Below are 22,347 nucleotides of genomic sequence, written 5' to 3'. Positions count from 1 at the left end.
ATTCCCTCCTAGCGATGCTCACGCGGATCAAGCGCATCTCTTAAACCATTTCCCACAAAGTTAAAACATAACAAAGTAACCGTTAAGAAAATTGATGGGATCACCAATACCCACCAATAATTAAAAGCAATCACTTGCACACCATCACTAATGAGACCTCCCCAATCGGTCATGGGTGGTTGAACACCTAAACCTAAGAAGCTTAAAAATGCTGCCGTCATAATAACAACAGGCACAGTTAGCGTAATATAAACAGCAATAATCCCAATCAAGTTTCTAATAATATGACGTGTGATAATCACTCTTTCGCTGACACCACAAACATAAGCTGCTTCAATAAACTCTTTGCTTTTCAACCCTAATGTTTGACCACGTACCACGCGTGCCATATCAAGCCAGCTGACAGCACCAATGGCAATAAAAACAAGTACAAAGTTTCTGCCAAATAATGTCACCAATAAAATAGCAAAAAACATAAAAGGTAAACCATATAATACATCGACAATACGCATTAAAATATTATCGATCTTGCCGCCAAAAAAACCAGCAGTTGCACCTACCAGTGTGCCAATAATCACACTGACAAGTGTTGCTACCAAACCGATTTCAAGCGTTACTCGGCCGCCAACCATCACCCGTGTAAAGACATCGCGGCCCAAACTATCGGTGCCAAACCAGTGACTCGCACTAGGTGCTTGATAAACCTCAAGCAAGTTTTGATAAGCATAGGTATAAGGTGAAAACCACGGTAACACGATAACTGCTAAGACAATCAACAATAATATTACGAGACTAATCATCGCAACTTTATTCTTCTTAAAACGTACCCATGCATCATAATATAGACTTCGCCCTTTAAAGATTTGCTCATGCGAGGTGTTTACCACATCTTCTAAAAACTTTGCATTTTTCTTTTTTTGTTCAATCGTAAAACTTTTTGCCATTTTATTTCCCCCTTTCTAATAGCGAATTTTTGGATCTAAAAAGGCATAAACAATATCAACAACCAGATTAAATAAAATCACTAATAAACTATAGATAATCGTTAATGCTAACACTAAATTATAATCGCGATTTGTCGCCCCTTGAACGACTTGCACTCCAATACCAGGAATGGTAAAGACTGTTTCAACAACAACCGACCCTGTTAGAATACCTGCAACCGCAGGACCCAAGAAAGAAACCACAGGCATTAATGATGGTTTTAAAGCGTGTTTCCAAACAATACGCGGCATTGAAAGCCCTTTAGCCTTTGCTGTACGAATAAATGGCGAACTTAAAATTTCAATCAAGCTACTTCGTGTGATTTGCGTGATAATTGCAATATAAGGAATCGCCAAAACAATCACTGGCAAAACTAAATCATTCCAACTCCCCCAACCACCTGCTGGGAACAAGCCTAAAATCACCGCAAAAATAAGAACGGCTAAAGGCGCTGTCACCACAATTGGTGTTGAGATGAAAAGCATCGCAATCACACCAATAATATGATCAACAAAACTAAGTTTCGTATTACGTGTTAAGGCTGAAAAAATGCCGAAGATAATACCGAAAATACTTGCCAAAATAATACTAAAAATACCTAATTGCACTGAAACCCAAAAACCACCCTTTCCACCATCAGGGAAAACTAGTCCATTAATTGACTGCCCTTGGTATTTATAGGAATAACCTAAATTACCATGCAATAAATCATTGATATAGTAGAAAAACTGCTTCCACAAAGGTAAATCCAAATGGTATTGATGGTGTAGCTGCTTTAAGACTTCAGGTGGCAGAGCACGCTCTGTTGCAAATGGGTCACCTGGTGTCATATGCACCATCAAAAAGCTAATAAGCACCACTACAAATAATGTGGGGACTGCTCCAGCTAAACGTCGAATAATATAACTAAACATTATTTCTCCCTTGTTGTTTTAACGCATATTGCCAATAAATCAACGTGAATTCATAAGCAACGAACATATGCATTTTAAATTTCTTACAATAGTGTCACAAAGTGTTTATAGATTTATTGCGCATACTACTGGACTAGATCTAACAAATCAGACTCCGCTGCATTTGCACACACCAAAATATCTTTGTCTTTAGCCGTAAACTGATCTGATGACTTAACAGAAGTTTGCTAGCTATCATTGCTACGACCGGCAATGAAAGTGCAGACAACAGCAATGTTGGTATTAAGTTAATCTTTTTCATATTTCCTCCCCAGGAATGAAGTTTCACTACTATCCAAATTAAGTTATAACTTTTAAAAGGAGATGTCACGCAAAATATATCGATAAAATGTAAAATTATTACTCAAGGTTTTGATAAGATCAAAACATAACCTATCATCTGTTTTCTGCAGATCATTTAATCATTAGCCATATCAAAAGCATGGAAAGTGCAATAGCAAAAGTACTGTAAAATGATTTGTGGTGGGTATAGATACAAAATTCAGGCTTGTGCTTTTTAAGTTGACGTTTTACCATAGCGCTTTTTAGACTGACCCTTTTTCATCAAGATAAAATGAGCGACAACAATACACTTCCTATACGGACAATTAAAAGCTTTGTTAAGCGTGCTGGTAGAACCACCGTACGCCAACAACGCGCATTAGATAATTACCTACATCTCTACCAAATTCTTTATACAACTGAAGAAACTAATTTTGATAACTATTACAATATTAAACAGCCTTTAGTTGTTGAAATTGGTTTTGGGATGGGCAACAGCTTAGTCACCATGGCCAAAGAAGCGCCTGATACCAATTTCCTTGGCATTGAGGTCCATGAACCTGGTGTCGGTAATATTGTAGATCATATTCACGAAGGCTTATTGGCCAATTTGCGTGTTATTCAGCATGATGCTGTTGATGTTTTTAAACACATGATTGGGGACAATACCTTAAAAGGAGTACAAATATTTTTCCCTGATCCATGGCATAAAAAACGCCATCATAAACGCCGCTTGGTTAATCCTAAGTTTATTGAAATTATCCTCCAAAAACTTGCAACCAATGGTTTTATTCATTTCGCCACTGACTGGCAACATTATGCTGATGAAGTGTTGACACTTCTCACTAGTAATAGTCAGCTTGAAAACCCACACAATGGTTTTGCACCACGTCCTAAGCACCGACCACTGACAAAGTTTGAAGCACGTGGTCAACGCCTAGAGCATGGCGTATGGGATATCATTGTTTATAAGTGTTAATTATTTCGCTGTAAAACCTAGTATTGACCCTTTTTTTTGCATATAGTTTGACCTATTGAAATTTTTAACTCATTAAAAATATATGAAAAAACTACATCCTTTACAACTTATATTCTTGATAACCATTGCCATACTATTATTGCCACTTTTTCTTTTTCTAGGAATGTGTTTTGTTATTTATGGGTTAATTATCAAAAGACGTATTAAAGAGATGCTTAACAAAACTGGACGAAATACAAACGAAGAATTAAACAACACCACCAACAGTTATAAAAATACAACTAATGGGCGTGTTATTGATCATGAATAAATAAAGAAATTATTTTAATGGTGATTCGTCTTCAACAAGCATATTGTATTGCTCAAGCTTCTTACGAAAAGTACCACGATTAAGACCAAGAATGCGCGCAGAGCGACTTTGATTACCGCCAGTGAAATCCATGGTTGCCTCAATCATTGGACACTCCGTTTCTTCCATAATTAATTCATATACATCGTCAGGGTTTAACCCTTCCTGCGAGACCATTTTGTAATAATGTTGGACGCGTTTGCGTACGACTTCACGTAATGGAAATGTCTCAGCAGATTCTTGATCCGGTTTCAATTTATAATGCATTGTTGCAGCCATAATCGTTTCCCCCTATATTGAAACTTTATTTCATTAGCTTGTTGGTTAATATCCAACAAAAGATTAATTGATTTAATACCTAATAACAATAGCGGTACTGCCAAAAAACTATATTTGCAGATAAAAAATGCCTTACTTATATAGGATAGACTGAAAAATATACCATAGACATAAATAAAAATTATGCCGCTCATAAATTGTTTTGTGTGTTTAATGCTAAAGAAGTTTTACTACTTTTTGGAAATATTAATCTAATGCACCATGACATTGTTTGTATTTTTTACCTGAGCCACAGGGGCATAAATCATTACGTTTTACTTTGGGCATATCGCGTACAAAAGGTTGATTTGCTTTTTGCGCATTTTTTTCCTCGGTAACCGATGAAGAACTGCCTTCTAGGATATCTTCATGCTGTGCTTCAATATTTTTAATGGAATTCTTCCATTCTTCTTCCATACGCTGAGCCTCTTCTGGCGCCTGGATTCTGATCTTGGCAAGATTAGAAATCACTTCGTACTTAAAGTTATCAAGCATACTGGAAAATAGCTCAAAAGATTCTTTTTTATATTCATTCTTAGGATCTTTTTGTGCATAACCTCTTAGGTTAATACTATTGCGCAAGTGATCCATCGCATTTAAGTGCTCACGCCAATGTGTATCTAATGCTTGCATTAAGCTAATTTTCTCAAATTGGCGAATCGATTCGGCTTCAAGATTTTCTGTCTTTTGTTGATACTCTTCAACAATGGCTTTAATCACCAGCTCTTTTAGTGTTTCATCATGCAGATGATCATCTTCAGCAAGCAATTTACGTAAATTAAGTGAAATAGAGAAGTCACCTAATAAAGCTTTTTCTAAACCTTCTAGATCCCACTGTTCTTCCATTGAGCCTGCTGGCACATGATCATGAAATAATTTTTCAGCAACATCATAACGCATATTGGCAATAATTTCAGAAACATCATCCTTGCCTAGCAGCTCTTCACGTTGCTTATAAATGACCAAACGCTGTTCATTAGCAACATTATCATATTCCAATAGATTCTTACGAATATCAAAGTGATATTGCTCAACTTTAGACTGTGCCTTAGCAATAAAGCGCGTCATCATCCCAAATTGAATAGACTCACCACCAGAAAGCGCTTTTTTCATGCGATTGGCTAAGCTTTCAGAAGCAAAAATACGTAGCAAATTATCATCCATTGATAGATAGAAACGGCTTTCACCTGGGTCTCCTTGACGTCCAGCTCGTCCACGCAACTGATTATCAACGCGACGTGAATCATGGCGTTCTGAGCCTAGAATACACAAGCCACCAGCTTCAATAACTTTTTTGTTACGTGCTTTCCATGCAGTTTTGATTTCATTAATTTGCGCCTCAGTTGGCTCTTCAATCTCCGCAATTTCAGCTTCCCAGTTACCACCTAAAATAATATCCGTACCGCGGCCTGCCATGTTAGTGGCGATTGTGACATTACCAGGATAGCCCGCTTGCGCGATAATAGCTGCTTCTCTGGCATGTTGTTTGGCATTTAACACATCATGTTGGATCTTTTTCTTACGTAAAAGTGTCGATAAGATCTCAGAGGTTTCAATGGATGCTGTTCCCACAAGTATTGGCTGCCCCTTTTCAACACGCTCTTTGATATCATCAACAATCGCCATAAACTTATCTTTTTGATCACCAAAAATGCGATCATGATGATCTTGTCGCTGAGGTGGCCGATTTGTTGGAATAACCACTACTTCTAAACCATAAATTTCATGAAACTCAAAGGCTTCAGTATCTGCCGTTCCCGTCATTCCCGACATTTTGTTATAAAGTTTAAAGAAATTCTGGAAAGTAATTGATGCCAAGGTTTGATTCTCACCCTGAATTTTAACACCTTCTTTCGCCTCAATCGCTTGATGTAAACCATCTGACCAACGACGACCTTCCATCGCACGCCCTGTGTTTTCATCAATAATGATGACTTCCTGATCACGAATAATGTAATCAACGTTCTTTTGATACAAGCTATGCGCTCGTAAACAAGCATTTAAATAATGCATTTTTGTCACATGCTGTGGTGAGTACAGATTATCACCCTCGTTTAACACGCCTTCTTTAATTAAAGCTGCTTCAATTTTAGTATGTCCTTGATCGGTTAAATACGCCTGCTTTGATTTTTCATCTAAGTAATAATCTCCACCTGTCGCTTCTTCATTTTCCTGTTTAATTAAGGTTGGAACCAATCGATTAAACAGTAAATACATATCTGAGCTATCTTCTGAGGCGCCTGAGATGATCAGTGGCGTGCGCGCCTCATCAATTAAGATAGAATCAACTTCATCGATTACCACAAAGTTGCGACTGCGCTGAACCTGTTCTTCTTTGCTAAATGCCATATTATCGCGCAGATAATCAAAACCAAATTCATTATTTGTACCATAGGTAATATCACAAGCATAAGCAGCACGACGTTGATCAGGTGATAGATTGGCAACAATAACACCAGTGGTTAACCCTAAGAAACCATAAATTTGCCCCATTAATTCTGCATCCCGTGAAGCTAAATAATCGTTTACCGTAATTACATGTACACCTTTACCTGTTAGTGCATTTAGATACACGGGTAATGTTGCAACAAGCGTTTTACCTTCACCGGTACGCATCTCGGCAATTTTACCTAAATGCAACACCATACCACCGATAAGCTGTACATCATAATGGCGCATACCCTTAACACGTTTAGCCGCTTCTCTTACAACTGCAAAAGCTTCTGGTAACAGTTGCTCCAACGTTTCATCTTTAGCTAGCCTTTCTTTAAACTCAAGGGTTTTGGCTTTAAGCTCAGTCTCGGACAGTTTTTTAATATCTGACTCTAAGGCATTGATCTTATTGACTGTCTTTTGCATTTTCTTAATCAAGCGGTCATTACGACTGCCAAATAGCTTTTTAATAATCATTGATATCCTAGATAAGGCTTTTCCACATAACTGGTTTTGGATTATACTGCAACTTATACCATAACAAAAGCCAAGTGCATCAAAATGATCCGTAAGTATAGTGCGTCTGTCACTGAGCTTTTAAACAGCAGAAAAAACAAAAAAGGTTCACTTTTACACACCATTAAACAGCAACATGAACTGGTCAAAATGACCGAACAAAAATTGCTGTATTTTGATATCCCCTATTTCAATCATACTAAGGTTTGTTTTTACAATGGCAAAAAGCTTGTATTAAAAACAGAAATCCCTGAATTGATTGCCAAATTTCGTGAATTGAAAAAAGATCTTATTGCCCTCTTAAATACCAGCGACTACTTCAAAGACTTAAATGCTTTAGAGTTAGTTCTCGTGTTTGAACCAAAGAAAAAAATAAACTCAACTGAAACACATATGCCTAATAGTGCACAAACTGCATTTAAAAACTTGGCAAAAACGCTAGAAGATGGTCAAATCAAACAATCAATTAATAACTTACTTAAAAAACATCAGCATGAATAAACCACACTATGATACTTTGTTTTTTGATCTTGATGGCACACTAATCAATAGTGTTAGCGACATCACCTATGCATTGAATAAAATGCGTGCGCATTTTGCTTTGAATCCGATTTGTGACCGTACAACAGCAAGCATTATTGGTAAGGGCTTCCCAGAGACAACCAAAAAAGTACTATCACTTGATTTGGCACCTGACAAAGTTGCCGTTTATGCAAACGATGCACTAAAGCTCACCTTAGATTATTATGAAGCAGCTATGGGGCAACACACGCATATCTACCCAGGTGTTACTGAAGCACTGACACATTTTAAAGATCTTAAAATTAATATGGCAGTGGTAACGAATAAAGAAGAATCGCACGCCATTAAAACACTAGAACATTTAGGTTTAGATCAATACTTTGATTGTATTGTTGGCGGTGATACCACAGCATTTTATAAACCAAACCCTGCCCCCTTGGAATACGCAGCTAAAATGCTAAACGCTAAGATAATAACAAGTCTGATGATCGGTGACTCTGTAAATGACGCTTATTGCGCTGAAGCCTATAACATGCCCTATATTCTTATTAGCCACGGTTATGCCAATGGTGTTGATCTACACAGTTTAAATGCCATTGCGGTTATTAAACATTTTGATGAATTAAAGAATTATATTATTTGAAATAAAAAAGGCCGCACAAGGCAGCCTTTGGATATCAGATTATATTGGAATTACAACATACCGTAATGTGCTAATTTCTTACGGAAAGTACCGCGATTAATGCCTAAAATTTTTGCAGCACGACTTTGATTTCCACCTGTATACTCCATCGTTGCCTCAATCAAAGGTAACTCAACCTCAGCCATCACTAGTTCATAAACGTTTTGTGGTTTAGTACCCTGTGAAACCATGTTTTTATAGTAAGTAGCAATCACTTCTTTAATGTGATCACGCAATGGTAACTCTTGCTGATGAGCATCTTGTTTATGCGCATCGCCATAATGCATAGTTGCAGGCATAGTATTTTCCTCTTTATCTTGATTTTCTTATATTTCTGTTACTTGTTATTAAACAGGAACTCCCCACCAAATCATGTTTTGAGCACTGTTTCTATTGATCTTGTCAATCAACTGTGTATTATAAGGACAGCTTAATTTAAAAGCAAGCATAATACTTGCTCAATAATTTAGTTATGCCCATCGTAAATCATTTTGTGGTGTTCAGTGTCAAAAAAGTTTTTAATGCTTTTGGACAATTGGATTGCGGATAATAGTTGCCCTTGACAGAGTCTTTGGGCGCTCATTTGCTAAAAACAATGAAACTTTTCATTGTTTCTTAACGCATTTGCTATTGGCAAAATCTAATTGTCCAAAAACGCGAAAAATTCAATGGCAGAAATACTGTTAAATAACTTATGATGGGTATCACCCCTCAAACTGATAATTAATAACCTAAAGAACGATATTCATGACAGACACGCCATTTAGAAAAACCCTCTCATTGAAACGCAAAAAACTAACTGAGACAAAACATAATCAAGAATCAAACAACACAAATGATAATACCAATAATCGAAGCAATAACACATCACAACATAATCATCGCCCATCCAAGCAAAAACGCCATTTTCAAGAGCAAGAAATAAGCTTTAGCACACAAAAACAATATCAAAACAACACAAAGGATCATGTAACACTCCTTGCCAAGAATGATCCGTTGTTACAGAGTTTACAGAAAAAGCGTGATGGTTTACTTGAGCAAATTAAAGTACTTGAGCAGCGTTTAGTGTTCATTTCCAGCGAACCGTTACAAGCTGCCTGCAATGAATTAAAAAAAGAAGATACTGAGATTTTATGCCAGATCAATGACTATCTAATCAAAAAATAATCATACTAATTGCTACTTTGTTTAAACTCTATCAGTGCACTTTGCGATTGATATGCCAAATGATTAAAAGACAGCAAATTCCCTATAATTTCCCGCTCAACATCTGTTTTGAAATTATTTTTTTCAAATACTTTATTTAAAGAAAATTGACGTGTCTTGTCATAAGTTAAGAGTTGACTTAAATTATCACAAATAGTAACAAACACCGTTTGATGCTGAGTAATAAATGCATACATTTCTTCTTCATTATATTCTGCTAAATAATGCAAGCTTATCAAATGCACACGCATCTTAAAAACTGGCTCAAGACAAGCATCCATCAACTGCTGATGATTTAGTCTTAACTTTGTTTTATTTAGCTCTGCTGCTTGCTTTAAACTTAGTAAACTATTATTAAAGTTCATGGAATATTCGATAGAGATATTTTTAAATTGTTGCTTGGCAAATGATTCGTACATTAATCTAAAATGTTTAGCATAAGCCTCTAAGATATCTTCCAAATCTTTTAAAATAGCATGTGCAATCATCTTTCTTGGTCTAAAAAAAACTTCTGCAATAAAACAAATTGCACAAGCAGTAAAAGTATCCATTAATCGCGCTAACATAAAGGTTGCTGGCGACATACCTTTGGTATACATAGCTGAATAAAACAACATAACTGCAACCGTCACAAACATTGAAGAGTAGGTATAATTAATCATTGAGAAATAAAGTACAAAAAGCACCACAAGCGGCAAAAAAGCCAGCCAAGTGACATCTGCTATTACAATTTCAACTAAAACGAAACCAAATAAAAGACCAACAACCGTACCAATTAAGCGCATCTTGATACGATTATTAACAAGTCCTGGCTCAAAAGGCATATAGATAATCATTAAAGTCATTGCAATCCAATAACCACGTTCTATATCAAAAAATAGCCACGTAGCAACAGCGATTGTTAACATAACACTGATTCTAACCGCGCGATAAATGCTTAAGCGATCCATTATACTAAGCATATTTTTTCCTTAGTTGCTTGATCTCTGTATAGAGCTGAGCTAACAACTGTAGATCAGCATCTGCTCGCTCAATCGCTTTTTTAAATTGTACATTTTCTTCCATTAACTGCAAACGAAGCACTCTATTTTCGATCACTTTATCTTGAATCTCTGGATCTTCTTGCTCTAATAAATTATCAATTTTAAGACATGCATCGTAAAATGGTAATTTCACCGCATGATTATTGAGAATATAAACATAAATCATCACAATCTGATAAACCACATTAATATATTTATCAATCATTTGCTTAAATTCCGTATTAAAACGCTTATGATGTTCATCTCTTTGTTGCCGCATATAGTATAAGTGGCGATACATGGAATATAGGTTATCACGATAGCTCTTTTCATCCGTGCTACTTAACATACGTCTTAATGCGTAAATATACTCGATCATGGCAATCAACACCTTTGCCTCATAACGTCGTGGCTGGATTATAGCAACGGCTATAGAAAACAAAGTACAAATAACAATTGCCACACTGTAATTGACAAATACCTGTATATTATTGACTGGTACCATCGCTGAAGCATCATCAACCAAGTGAATAAAAATCGGCAAAAATAATACACTCAAACCAAAATATAAACGTAAATTCATATCTTTAAGTGTCAGCAAATAATAGCCCAAAGAAAATGCAAATACTAATACAATAGTCCAACTTCTGGAGCTGGCGACAACAAAAACACATACAAAGCAAAACCAAAGACCACAACTCATGATCACAGAAGCCTTTACCTGTCCCCAACGTGATTGTCCAAGCGGGAAAACACTCATAAAAATCAGCATAATCGAGACTAATAAAAAAATTAAAAAGTCTGGCCATTGGAAAATCATATATAAAATCAATAACACACAGAATGCCATTAACGTAACGATAACATGGTAAGCAATATCTAAATAAGGGTCTTGGGGCAGTGTGTAGCTACTGCAGTATTTACGCTTATTTCGTCGGTTCAATCGTAACATATGCGCTTGCCCCAACATGCAATGGAAAATTTGGATCTGGCTTATCTATTTTTATCATCACAGGAAACCGTTGCGGCAATAGTAGCCACTGATTCTCTTGTGGCACTGATTGTAAAAGATCTGCTGAGTCATCAGCTCTTCTCCCCACCGCCCAGTTGGTATCTTCAACCGTTCCATGATAAACTTTGTCACCTAAATACATACGTAAACGAATCTTGGCTTTATCACCCTTTTTAACACCTGCTAAATCTGTTTCTTGAAAATTCGCCTGAACCCACCACTGTGACGTATCTATTAATGTCACAATAGGTTTATAAGCATTAACAGGACTCCCTTTAACCATATGTAAATTGCTAATAATTCCATCTTCTGGTGCATATATTTTTGTAGATGCTAAGTTATATCTTGCAATTTGCACTTGATTAAATAATTCTTTGATACTACTTTCAATATTTTTCTCATCAAGCTCTGCACTTTTTAGATTTTGATTTGCTTGACTCATTAAATACTGTGCGTTTATATAATCTTTTTTAGTTTCATAGTATGTTATAGTTGCCAACAGTCCTTTTTGATGAAGATCTGTTGCAGCATCAAAGCGACTTTTCTGTAAATCAAGATTTGACTTAGCAAATTCAATAGACTCTTTGGAAACCTGAATTTTTTCTATATTCTTTTGATAACTTATCTTCATTTGTTTAAGTTTTGACTCTGCGACGTTTAATGCATACTTATACTCTGTTGGATCAATATCTATTAATAATTGACCTTTATGCACAGACTCATTATTTTTCACATAAATATTTTCAATAATTCCTGAAATTGGTGTACTAACATAGCTCATGTTGGCGACCACATAAGCATTATCTGTTGATGTTGAGTGGGTCGCCCAAAAATAACCAACATAAGCAATAATGAGTAAAATAACAATACTAAAAACTACTTTACTGCGTCTGAGTAAATTAAATAATGCTAGCATTTTATTACGCTAAACTCCTTTTATATATAGACAAAGAAAGTGTAGAACATCATTACGTTTTCGCAACTTTAATTAACAGGTAACTTGCGCATATTTTTTATTCCCCTTTGATGCAAAATAAATACCTATAATCAATACGATACTCCATAAAATGAATGACTCTTGAACATGAGTAATATTAAATAATACACTAAAAATTCCTGCCCAGAAAATAAAACTAGCATTAAATGTCGTACCCAGGCTTGCTCCTATGCGTTTGATTGCATGATAATACGCAAGGTATGAGCTTGAAGCAGACAATACACAGCCAATAATTAAAAGTGGCACAAATAAATGACTGATCACTGCCCATGTTTGTTGGTAATCACCAACAAGTAATATTGCAAGAATTAATAAATAACTTAATGCTGAAGCACTTTGACGTACTGCTAAAAGCCATGAGACATCTTGTGTTGATGATTTTTGCGCAATGGAAAATAAAATCGACTCAGCACCCCAGCCCAACATCGCACAACTGGCAAAAATTAAACCGATTAAAATATGTGGCGCTCCCGAGCGCACACCTGCAATAGAAATAAACATCACAGCAATAACCGACAATATAATGCCAATCACCTTTATTTTTGTTGGCTTCTCGCGCAGCAAAGTCATCGCTAACAAAAGTGCAATAACAGGATAGCATGAGGTCACAACTCCTGCATAAACAGGTCCGGCATAAGCAATACCCATAATACCTGCAACCATTCCTAAGGGGCCTGCACAAACAGCAGCTATTATTAATGGCCAGAAGTTTTTATGTCTGGTTTTAGCAATATTTTTCTTAAAACTACCACGCATAGTGTGATAGCTATAAATTCCAACACAGGAAAAACTATCCTGCATCAAAGATAATACCAACGCAAATACCAGTACTGCAAAAGTAGCTGTGCTAAATAAAGCTTGCTCAGAGTAAACGTTAGTCAATACGTCATTTAATCCCCATAACATGCCTGAAATGATCCCAATAATAATACCCAAAACTTCCCCTCTTATAATTTGGTGCTATTCACTAAAAACAACTAATATTCATCATCTAATGATAACTGCTGCAAATCACTTAACTTCTCAGGCATTACCACATCAAAGTGCCGATAGGCATGATGTGTTGCAACTCGCCCGCGTGCTGTACGCATGATATAACCTTGTTGTATTAAATAAGGCTCAATCATATCTTCAATTGTGCCACGTTCTTCTGAAATCGATGCGGCAATCGTATCTAAGCCAACAGGTCCTCCTGAGAATTTATCGATCAAAGCCAATAAATAGCGTCTATCCATATGATCAAAACCAACCGGATCAACATTAATCAGTGACAAGGCTTTGTCGGCAACCTTGTGATCAACAACACCTTTGGCTTTAACATCAGCATAATCACGCACACGTCTTAATAAACGATTAGCAATGCGTGGCGTGCCACGCGCGCGTTTTGCAATTTCTTTGGCACCTGATTCTTCAATTTTTACACTTAATAGTTTTGCGGAACGCATCACAATATCTGCTAGATCATTTACCGAATAAAACTCTAAGCGTTGAACAATACCAAAACGATCACGCAAAGGAGAGGTCAAAAGCCCTGCTCGAGTGGTTGCTCCCACCAAAGTAAAGGGAGGCAAATCAATTTTTATGGATCTAGCGGCAGGTCCCTCACCAATCATAATATCTAATTGATAGTCCTCCATCGCAGGATAAAGAACTTCTTCAACCACCGGACTTAAGCGATGGATCTCATCAATAAACAATACATCATTGGCTTCAAGATTCGTTAATAGCGCTGCTAAGTCACCTGCCTTTTCTAATACTGGACCGGAGGTTTGCTTTAATGAAACATTCATCTCATTAGCAATAATGTGTGACAGTGTGGTTTTGCCCAAGCCAGGAGGACCAAAAATAAGCACATGATCCAAAGCTTCAGCACGCTTTTTTGCCGCTTCAATAAAAATTTCCATCTGCTCTTTAACCACTGGCTGACCGTGATAATCCTGAAGCATTTTAGGGCGGATCGCACGATCGATCTGCTGATCTTCTTTTTGTTTATTACCCGAGATAATACGATCTGTTTCTATCATAGAATATAGCTGATCAAAACTTATTACAACTAAACAAAAGCCTATCATGTTTTAACTCTAAAAACGATGAAAACGATATGATTTTTAGGCTTTTCATTATCCTTAACTGTTTTACTTAATCTAATTTTACATCGCCTGTAACGATTGAATAGTCTCTAGCGCCCATTCAATCTCTGCTTTTAAGCGCTTTTCATTATAGCGATACACCAACAATAGGTAAGCTTGATCCTCTCTACCATCATGATCGACATGAATATGGTTAACAACCTCAGTTAGCTTAATCTTCAACATTTGTAAATGTGTGATGTAATTATTAATATGTTGCAAGAGGTCTGTTTTGTCCATCACAAAACCACTACTTAGCTTTAATAACAATTCATTACGCTCTTTAGCGTTATAGCTAATTGGCTGCATTAACCACTTTATTAAATGGGCTTGGCCTGATGCAGTGATCGCATAAATGCGCTTTTGACGTTTGCCACTGGATTCATCTAATCGTGATTTGACAAATCCTTGATCCTCTAATTGTTTCAGCATTGGGTAAATTTGCGCATTACTTTCCGACCAATAAAAATGCGCAATCTTTTCAAAAATCACTTTGATACCGTAACCGGATAATTCTTTTTTATTGAGTAAACTTAAAATTGCATAACAGGAATTATTTTCTCTTGCCATATTATCTTTCTCTTATTTACCTTTATGAGTTGTAACTACTTAATTTTAAAAAGAGATCTTATTGCATTTTACGTGTACAAAGAGTATAGTCAACAGGTATTTAATACCTATATGGTAAATCCAAAGAGGATAAAATGAAAAATAAGATGATGTTCTTGATTCTCACTGTTTGTGTTATCACACCTTTTGCAAATGATGTATTCGTTGCTTCTTTGCCGGCAATGGCGCAAAATTTTCACACTGCTCATATTGGATTGGTCATGACTGTATTTATGATTGGCCTTTCCACTTCTCAGCTTTTTTATGGCCCTTTGCTTGATCGTTTTGGCAGAAAACCCGTTCTTATAATTGGGCTTGTTATTTACACCTTAGCCAGCCTTATGATTATCTTCTCAAGCAGTTTCCACATGCTACTTATCGGACGCTTCTTTCAAGCAATTGGCACATGCAGTAGTATTGTTGCGGCAATGGCAATTGCTCGTGATGTGTATAAAAAAGAAGATCTGGTTAAAGCAATGGCAATGATAATGGCGATTATTGGGATTTGTCCTGCAATTGCCCCTCTTCTTGGTAGCATGTTACAAGAGCTATTTGGCTGGCATGGCGCCTTTGTATTTCTATTGTTACTTGGCGTATTTTACCTATTGGTTATTAGCTTTTTGTTTACGGAAAGTATTAAGCAAAAAAATATGCATGCTACAAAGCCCAAACAGCTTTATCATAATTATCTATCACTACTTAAAATCAAAAGCTTTCAAGGTTATATTCTAACAAGTGCTTGTTCTTATGGCGTTCTATTTTCATATGCTGCAGCAAGTAGCATGTTGATTATCGGTGTGTTTAACTTTTCAGTATTAACTTTTGGCATCATTTTTGCATTAAATTCACTAGCGATTGTGATTATGTCCATTCTAGCACCTAGATTAAATAAACGCTTTAGCATTGCACAATTAGTACTTACAGGTGCAGTACTTCTTGTCACAGGAGCAATATTAACCATTCTTTTAAACATTATTTTTACGAGTAATATCTACACTTTAGTGTTACCTATGTGGATAACAACCCTAGGTTATGCCATGATTCGTCCAACGGCAAGTGCCGGAGCAATATCAAGCGCACCACATCAAATCACAGGATCAGCCGCTGCACTGTTTAACTTCATGTCTTTCTTCGGTGGCGCAATTGCAACCTTTCTATTGACACAATTTACGATGACAAATATTCATTTTGCTATTTTTATACTTGCAATCGGATTGCTAGCAGTTGTTTTTGCGCGTCATGCGCATAAGGGGCACTCCCTTGACCTAGCCACTACTTAGTTAAAATCGTATAAAAAATTTCACAGTAAATACGACACCAATATAAGATAGTTCTGCTCCCAAATTTTTATAGGCATAGTCAATATAAAGCTCGGTAATTGGTAAAACCGGTAAGTATTTTGCAAAATCTGACATACGTTGATCATAACCTGACATCATACCTAGACGATAACCCACATTCACCTGATTGTTTTGTGATAATTGGTTAGTATATAGATTGCGTTGCACACCAACAACAAAAGCACGATCACTAAATGAGTTGAGCAAAGTACCTACAAAAATACTATTATAAAGCCCACCAACCAAATTATTTGACCAACGGTCATGCGCCCGACTTTCAGGATTAAAATGCCAGGTAAACATCCCTAAGTAAAGGGCATTATCCGGCTGTGTTCCTTTTAGAAATACCCAAAAGCTCTCATCTTTATCGGGTGTGCCTTTTGTTTTGTCATTTGTAGCATGTCCTTGCTTTGTTGTCCCAGGATTAATAGAAGCATTGACTGGTTGTACTGTTTTTGCAGATGACTCACCACTATTTGCAGCAAAACTAACACCCGCTATAGTCAATAAAACCAGCCTTAACAAATGTTCTTTTACCCTTAATCTCATTTTTATCACGCGAATAACCATATCCCTATTACAAGCAGCATATTCATTCAAGTATTGTTACAAAAACTATAAAAACAAGCGCGCATGATCGCAAAATCCTGCTTTATAGTCAATGCACAAAAATATGTAAAAATATTTACATATTGTAAATGATCGTAACCATTAAATCCTCGATACCATTGATGTTTCTTTAATGGCGTATTAAATCAATAAAGTATTTATGAATTGGTGAGCTTTGGCATAGCTCAGGATGAAAGGTCGCTGCTAATATTTTATTTTTTCTAATTAAAACTGGCTTATTTAAGTGGTAAGACATAATACGAATCTCTTGATCATGTATCGCATTGATGATGGGTGCACGAATAAAAAAGGCTTCAATTTCCTCATTCATCGTATCAAATGTGACCGTTAAAGGAAAAATGCCACTTTCTAATTGTCGCCCATAGCCATTACGAATTACATCAATATCCAGCACACCCATCCTTTGCAATAGGATGACCCCTGCACACGTTGCTAAAACAGGAATTTCTTTCATCCGCGTGATCAGCGGCTGCCACAGATGATGTTTTTGTAACAAGTAAGTCATCGTAGTACTTTCACCACCTGGTAAAATAAGTGCATCAACCTTTGCCAAGGCTGCTTCTGTTTTTACCAAAATACAATTAATACCAAATGATTCAATTTTTTTCTGGTGCGCATCATATGCGCCTTGCAAGGCAAGCACCCCTATATTCATCTTCTAGCCTCTAACTGAAAACATCTCATGTGGTAACAAATGGTCGCAATTAATCCCTGTCATTGGCGCTCCTAAGTCTTCTGAGACTTTGGCAATCACCTCTGCGTCATTAAAATGCGTTGCTGCGCTAACAATTGCTTCCGCACGCTTCTTAGGATTATTAGATTTAAAGATACCAGACCCAACAAAGACGGTTTCTGCACCCAATTGCATCAGCATAGCTGCATCAGCAGGAGTTGCAATACCACCAGCTGAGAAATTAGGTACCGGCAATTTACCATGTTCATGTACATACCTTACTAACTCATAAGGTGCAGCTAGTTTCTTAGCAATTGCCATTAGTTCACCACTGTCAGCCATTTGTACTTCTTTCATCTGACGATTTAACGCACGCATTTGCTTCACTGCTTGAATCACATCACCTGTTCCTGCTTCACCTTTTGTACGGATCAAAGCAGCCCCTTCGCCAATTCGACGTAGTGCTTCACCTAAATTACTACAACCACAAACAAAAGGGACTTTAAAAGCATGCTTATCAATGTGATTCTCATCATCAGCAGGTGTTAACACTTCACTTTCATCAATAAAGTCAATACCTAGAGATTCTAGAATCTGCGCTTCAACAAAGTGACCAATACGCACTTTTGCCATTACTGGAATACTTACTGTTGCCATAATCTCTTTGATAAGCTTTGGATCTGACATACGCGCAACACCACCATCTTTACGAATATCAGCAGGGACGCGCTCAAGCGCCATCACCGCAACAGCACCAGCATCTTCTGCAATTTTTGCCTGCTCTGCAGTTACAACGTCCATAATCACGCCACCTTTGAGCATTTCAGCCAAGCCAACGTTAATCTTTAATCTATCATTCATGAGCCAATACTCCACTTCTATTTATTACCAGTTTTAAAAACAAGGTTTATACTATTACATCATTTATACTATTACATCGGGGTAAATTACTTAGCGATGCATAAAATACCCGCATACAATAGAGCAATTTTAAAGCTGATACAATCGCTTAAATTCCAAATTTACCTTTTTTGCTATTTTTTCTTAGTGATAACCCAATATCGCCCAGCAAAACTGATCTGACCACACCCTGAGCGAAGTCAAAGGGAAATACAAAAATGACAAAGAAATGACCATTGGTTTCAACTACCGATCAGCCAATGCTTGCACAATAAAACTGCATAGCAGTATGGTTGTAACTTTTCCTTTGTTATTTATTTCAACTGATAATTCGGCGGTTCTTTGGTAATCATTACATTATGCACATGACTTTCATTAAAGCCAGCTCCTGTAATCTTGACAAAGGTTGGTTTAGTATTCATCTCCCTAATCGTAGCACAGCCTGTATAGCCCATACCAGCACGTAAGCCACCAATTAATTGATGAATAACCGCAGCGAGTGTCCCCTTGTAAGGAACACGACCCTCAATTCCTTCTGGCACAAGCTTTTTCGCATCAATACTATCTTGAAAATAACGATCTGATGAGCCTTTTGCCATCGCACCTAAGGAACCCATACCACGATATGATTTATATGAACGCCCTTGGAATAATTCAACTTCACCTGGTGACTCTTCGGTTCCTGCAAATAAGCCGCCAACCATAACAACAGAAGCACCTGCAGCAATTGCTTTACAAATATCACCAGAGTAACGAATACCACCATCAGCGATCACTGGTACATCCAGTGGCGCCATCACTGCAACAATATTTGAAATAGCTGTTAATTGTGGTACACCAACACCTGCTACCACACGTGTTGTGCAGATTGATCCTGGACCAATACCCACCTTGACGCCATCAGCTCCCGCTTCAACTAAAGCTTTTGCCGCTTCTGCTGTGGCAATATTACCACCAATAACTTGTACTCTTGAGAAATGCGTCTTCACCCATTTCACGCGGTCAAGTACACCTTGAGAGTGACCGTGTGCGGTATCAACAACAATCACATCAACACCAGCTTCAACCAATGCCTTGACACGTGCTTCAGTGTCTCCTGCGGTACCTACTGCAGCACCAACAACTAAGCGCCCTAATTCATCTTTACAGGCATTTGGTTTATCAATGGACTTCTGAATATCTTTTACTGTAATTAAACCAACGAGTTCATATTGATCATTTACAACCAATACTTTCTCAATGCGATGCTGATGCAACAAACGTTGAATCTCGTCTTCTTGCGCACCTTCTTTAACCGTCACCAAACGCTCTTTTGGTGTCATGATACTTGAAATTGGCTGTGTTAAATCTTTGGCAAAGCGAATATCGCGTGATGTCACCAAACCAACCAATGCTCTACCCTCTACAACAGGCACGCCTGAGAAGTGATACTGTTCAGTAATTGCCAACAACTGGCGTATCGTTGTTGTAGGTGAAGCAGTAATTGGATCAATCACCATACCATTTTCAAATTTTTTGACTTTGCGTACTTCAGCTGCTTGTGCTTTGATCGACATATTCTTATGAATAATCCCAACACCACCCTCTTGCGCCATTGCAATAGCTAAACGTGATTCAGTTACTGTGTCCATCGCCGCGGACACCAATGGCATTTTTAATTTTATTTTACGCGTTAGATGCGTTGTTAGTGATACCTGATGTGGTAATACATTAGAATAACCAGGGGACAACAGCACATCATCAAAAGTGATGGCTTCTTCAGTAATACGTAACATAAATAACCTCGTAATTAAGTTAGATAAAATTGGAATTCGTCTTAATTACAGCGGCATTCTAGCAATATTTAGCATGCTTTACTAGCATTGGCATTTAATTTCTTATTGAATTTTTTGATCACCTAAATACCAGTAAAATAAAACCAAAACGAAAAGAGCTTTAGCGTGGTGCTAAAGCCCTTTTCTAGGAACTTTACCCCAAAGTCCCTGCCCCTCATTAAAAACAACTCATCAGCCCCCAGCCATGAATTTCCTTTTATGTTATCGCTGAAATTTTTTATTGTAAAGTAAATTTTTCCTATTTTTACTTATTCAAGTAATTTTTTATCTATATATCAACTTATTCTACTGACAAACAACTACAGCTCTTGCTATACTTTATAGCGAAACTTGGGAGTAAAGAAACCATGACAAATATAGTACAACAATTAAGTCATAATATTTTCAACCTCATGCGCAAGCATGATATCAAATCAGTTAGTGAACTAGCAAGACAGGTTGGCTGTTCAGCAACGACTATATACAACATCACAAGCCAAACGAACAAAAACCCATCTATTGAAACAATTAAAATGCTTGCTGACTTTTTTCAAGTCAGCATCGATGACTTTATCCGCCATAATCTTATGGATAGCGTGAAAAAGCCACATAAATCAAGCCGGCTATGTCCAGTTATTGCTAAAGAAAACTTAGCACGATTTATCACGGGAAAATATCAAGATGAAGACAGCAAGGTTACTGAGATTGCGAATAATCAATTATCAATAAATGCCTTTGCTATTGAGCTTGATCAAAACTTACCACCCTATCAGTCAGGAAATGTCTTGATTTTTGATTACTTAGATCTTGAAGAAATCGCCTTTCCTAGCCTTTGCATTATCAATAGTAAGGGTAATTATATGATTCAAAATATTTATCAGATTGATGGTGGTTTATACCTGAAAATAAAACAAGGTATTTTTAACAAAAAAGATATGCTTATACCGCTAGATGATGAGGCGCCTGATGCTGAAATTATTGCAGCTTTAGTTGAAGTTAAGTTTTATCACTAAACGCATTCACACACCGCTCTGAATCAATCTTAAAGCCCACAATATTGGTAATTTTATTGCTTGGCAGCTCTATAATGTCGGTTTTCTCTAAGCGCTTAATATACATTGCAATTTTACTTGAGAAGATACATGCAATAATATCATAAGTAAGCTTGATAACATATTGCGTCAAGACAATCAATAAAATAGTTTTAATAGGTACCACAAATAAAAATACGCCGAAACAAAAAATAATGCTATCAATCAAAGTCCCTATTGAGGTCGCTATAATAAAACGACTCATTATTCGCCTGCGCTCGCGAGTATGATCCATACCATGCTTTTTACGCGAATAATATTTCAATCTGGCTATAATATTTGTATTGATATATTCAGCAATAATGAAACTGGCAAATGAAACAATAAAAGTTCTAAGTATATTAGCTCCCGAAAAAATAAGTTCATAAATATAGTTACGCCCTCCTACTGCCGGTAAGATCGCTAATATAGCCAAAGCAATAACTGCAACTAATGAAGTCATTGCAACTATTGAATATATCCGTCGAACAATCGAAAAACCATATATTTCAGTCAATAATGAGTCAATTAGAAATGTAAATGCATAAATAAAAATTGCAGCAGGGGCTATAAATGTAACCCCCGAAATACTTCCCAAGGAAATTAGTGTAGAACCTGAGATATTTGAAGTAAAAAATATTACCGTATACAAGGAGACAAAGATAAGAAAAACGTATTTTTTTTCTTCAAGAGCTGAAAGCTTAATATTTTTTTTAATTTTTCCAAATAGGCTATCTTCTCTACCAGCGTTAAATGCAATTATGCGCTGATCACTTTCCGAAAACAAGTCTATAATATCATCTGCATTAAGTTTACTAGCCAATTGGCTAACACTTTTTTTAGTTAATGTATCGTAAAATTCGATCATGAAAGTGTTAGGGTTTATATGGCTAACACGGTAATGATACTTCTCCATTGAAAATACCA

Annotated in this window: 23 protein-coding genes; 7 read left to right on the top strand and 16 right to left on the bottom strand. The window is 36.7% G+C overall.

Annotation, left to right across the window (positions count from 1 at the left end; genetic code table 11):
• Nucleotides 1-8 precede the first annotated feature (8 nt).
• Both DNK85_RS07300 and DNK85_RS07295 read right to left on the bottom strand, forming a co-directional pair.
• Nucleotides 9-944 carry an ABC transporter permease gene (locus tag DNK85_RS07300; RefSeq protein ID WP_235842407.1) on the bottom strand — a complete coding sequence of 312 codons (936 nt, stop codon included), beginning with the start codon at nt 942-944 and terminating at the stop codon, nt 9-11.
• 15 nt (nt 945-959) lie between these two features.
• Nucleotides 960-1,898 carry an ABC transporter permease gene (locus DNK85_RS07295; protein ID WP_119328925.1) on the bottom strand — a complete coding sequence of 313 codons (939 nt, stop codon included), beginning with the start codon at nt 1,896-1,898 and terminating at the stop codon, nt 960-962.
• Nucleotides 1,899-2,511: 613 nt separating this feature from the next.
• Between DNK85_RS07295 and trmB the strand changes: the two genes are divergently transcribed.
• Together trmB and DNK85_RS07285 are read left to right on the top strand one after the other, a co-directional pair.
• On the top strand, nt 2,512-3,198 hold the full coding sequence (gene trmB / locus DNK85_RS07290) for a tRNA (guanosine(46)-N7)-methyltransferase TrmB (RefSeq protein WP_119328924.1): 687 nt from the start codon (nt 2,512-2,514) through the stop codon (nt 3,196-3,198).
• 82 nt (nt 3,199-3,280) lie between these two features.
• The gene (locus tag DNK85_RS07285) at nt 3,281-3,508 is read left to right on the top strand and encodes a hypothetical protein (protein ID WP_119328923.1); all 228 of its coding nucleotides are present in this window, start codon (nt 3,281-3,283) and stop codon (nt 3,506-3,508) included.
• 9 nt (nt 3,509-3,517) lie between these two features.
• On the opposite strand, the gene DNK85_RS07280 is transcribed toward DNK85_RS07285, so the two are convergent.
• Nucleotides 3,518-3,826: a helix-turn-helix domain-containing protein gene (locus tag DNK85_RS07280; RefSeq protein ID WP_119328922.1), complete on the bottom strand. Its 309-nt coding sequence runs from the start codon at nt 3,824-3,826 to the stop codon at nt 3,518-3,520.
• Nucleotides 3,827-4,072: 246 nt separating this feature from the next.
• Complete coding sequence (gene secA, locus DNK85_RS07275; protein ID WP_407919667.1) at nt 4,073-6,775, bottom strand: preprotein translocase subunit SecA; 2,703 nt, start codon at nt 6,773-6,775, stop codon at nt 4,073-4,075.
• 84 nt (nt 6,776-6,859) lie between these two features.
• Between secA and DNK85_RS07270 the strand changes: the two genes are divergently transcribed.
• Complete coding sequence (locus DNK85_RS07270; RefSeq protein WP_119328920.1) at nt 6,860-7,315, top strand: hypothetical protein; 456 nt, start codon at nt 6,860-6,862, stop codon at nt 7,313-7,315.
• Nucleotides 7,308-7,979, top strand: a complete 672-nt coding sequence (locus tag DNK85_RS07265; protein ID WP_162896586.1) for an HAD-IA family hydrolase — start codon at nt 7,308-7,310, stop codon at nt 7,977-7,979. Before DNK85_RS07270 ends, DNK85_RS07265 begins: the two co-directional genes overlap by 8 nt.
• A gap of 50 nt (nt 7,980-8,029) precedes the next feature.
• On the opposite strand, the gene DNK85_RS07260 is transcribed toward DNK85_RS07265, so the two are convergent.
• On the bottom strand, nt 8,030-8,317 hold the full coding sequence (locus DNK85_RS07260) for a helix-turn-helix domain-containing protein (protein WP_119328918.1): 288 nt from the start codon (nt 8,315-8,317) through the stop codon (nt 8,030-8,032).
• 448 nt (nt 8,318-8,765) lie between these two features.
• Between DNK85_RS07260 and DNK85_RS07255 the strand changes: the two genes are divergently transcribed.
• Nucleotides 8,766-9,185: a hypothetical protein gene (locus DNK85_RS07255; RefSeq protein ID WP_119328917.1), complete on the top strand. Its 420-nt coding sequence runs from the start codon at nt 8,766-8,768 to the stop codon at nt 9,183-9,185.
• A 5-nt stretch (nt 9,186-9,190) separates the two neighbouring features.
• Here DNK85_RS07255 and DNK85_RS07250 read toward each other — a convergent pair whose 3' ends face one another.
• The 6 genes from DNK85_RS07250 to DNK85_RS07225 form a co-directional block, all read right to left on the bottom strand.
• Nucleotides 9,191-10,186 (bottom strand): FUSC family protein, encoded by a 996-nt coding sequence (locus DNK85_RS07250; RefSeq protein WP_119328916.1) that lies wholly within the window; start codon nt 10,184-10,186, stop codon nt 9,191-9,193.
• On the bottom strand, nt 10,179-11,198 hold the full coding sequence (locus DNK85_RS07245) for a hypothetical protein (RefSeq protein ID WP_119328915.1): 1,020 nt from the start codon (nt 11,196-11,198) through the stop codon (nt 10,179-10,181). The genes DNK85_RS07250 and DNK85_RS07245 overlap by 8 nt, the downstream gene beginning before the upstream one ends.
• Entirely contained in the window at nt 11,173-12,174 is a 1,002-nt protein-coding gene (locus DNK85_RS07240; protein ID WP_119328914.1) for an HlyD family secretion protein, read from the bottom strand. The genes DNK85_RS07245 and DNK85_RS07240 overlap by 26 nt, the downstream gene beginning before the upstream one ends.
• 72 nt (nt 12,175-12,246) lie before the next feature.
• Complete coding sequence (locus tag DNK85_RS07235; RefSeq protein ID WP_119328913.1) at nt 12,247-13,191, bottom strand: DMT family transporter; 945 nt, start codon at nt 13,189-13,191, stop codon at nt 12,247-12,249.
• 41 nt (nt 13,192-13,232) lie between these two features.
• A complete protein-coding gene (ruvB, locus tag DNK85_RS07230) occupies nt 13,233-14,279 on the bottom strand; it encodes a Holliday junction branch migration DNA helicase RuvB (RefSeq protein WP_119328932.1) in 1,047 nt (348 codons plus the stop codon).
• Between the two features lie 126 nt (nt 14,280-14,405).
• Nucleotides 14,406-14,954: a PadR family transcriptional regulator gene (locus tag DNK85_RS07225; protein WP_119328912.1), complete on the bottom strand. Its 549-nt coding sequence runs from the start codon at nt 14,952-14,954 to the stop codon at nt 14,406-14,408.
• Between the two features lie 134 nt (nt 14,955-15,088).
• On the opposite strand from DNK85_RS07225, the gene DNK85_RS07220 reads away from it, so the two are divergent.
• Nucleotides 15,089-16,273, top strand: coding sequence for a multidrug effflux MFS transporter (locus tag DNK85_RS07220; protein WP_119328911.1), 1,185 nt, complete (start codon nt 15,089-15,091; stop codon nt 16,271-16,273).
• Here the strand turns inward: DNK85_RS07220 and DNK85_RS07215 are convergent, their stop codons facing one another.
• The 4 genes from DNK85_RS07215 to guaB form a co-directional block, all read right to left on the bottom strand.
• Nucleotides 16,274-16,882, bottom strand: a complete 609-nt coding sequence (locus DNK85_RS07215) for a hypothetical protein (RefSeq protein WP_119328910.1) — start codon at nt 16,880-16,882, stop codon at nt 16,274-16,276. It abuts the gene before it with no gap.
• Nucleotides 16,883-17,072: 190 nt separating this feature from the next.
• A complete protein-coding gene (gene pdxT, locus DNK85_RS07210) occupies nt 17,073-17,618 on the bottom strand; it encodes a pyridoxal 5'-phosphate synthase glutaminase subunit PdxT (protein WP_119328909.1) in 546 nt (181 codons plus the stop codon).
• Nucleotides 17,619-17,621: 3 nt separating this feature from the next.
• Nucleotides 17,622-18,497, bottom strand: coding sequence for a pyridoxal 5'-phosphate synthase lyase subunit PdxS (pdxS, locus tag DNK85_RS07205; protein ID WP_119328908.1), 876 nt, complete (start codon nt 18,495-18,497; stop codon nt 17,622-17,624).
• A 353-nt stretch (nt 18,498-18,850) separates the two neighbouring features.
• Nucleotides 18,851-20,311 (bottom strand): IMP dehydrogenase, encoded by a 1,461-nt coding sequence (guaB, locus tag DNK85_RS07200; protein WP_119328907.1) that lies wholly within the window; start codon nt 20,309-20,311, stop codon nt 18,851-18,853.
• 407 nt (nt 20,312-20,718) lie between these two features.
• Here guaB and DNK85_RS07195 point away from each other — a divergent pair, with 407 nt between their 5' ends.
• Nucleotides 20,719-21,363, top strand: coding sequence for a helix-turn-helix domain-containing protein (locus DNK85_RS07195; RefSeq protein WP_119328906.1), 645 nt, complete (start codon nt 20,719-20,721; stop codon nt 21,361-21,363).
• Here DNK85_RS07195 and DNK85_RS07190 read toward each other — a convergent pair.
• Nucleotides 21,347-22,336 carry a VUT family protein gene (locus tag DNK85_RS07190; protein WP_119328905.1) on the bottom strand — a complete coding sequence of 330 codons (990 nt, stop codon included), beginning with the start codon at nt 22,334-22,336 and terminating at the stop codon, nt 21,347-21,349. The genes DNK85_RS07195 and DNK85_RS07190 overlap by 17 nt on opposite strands.
• Nucleotides 22,337-22,347 lie beyond the last annotated feature (11 nt).

The organism is Cysteiniphilum halobium (assembly GCF_003574425.1).
GTDB classification, from domain to species: domain Bacteria; phylum Pseudomonadota; class Gammaproteobacteria; order Francisellales; family Francisellaceae; genus Caedibacter; species Caedibacter halobius.
Note: the sequence above shows the minus strand (reverse complement) of the source record. Positions and strands in the feature narration are given on the sequence as shown.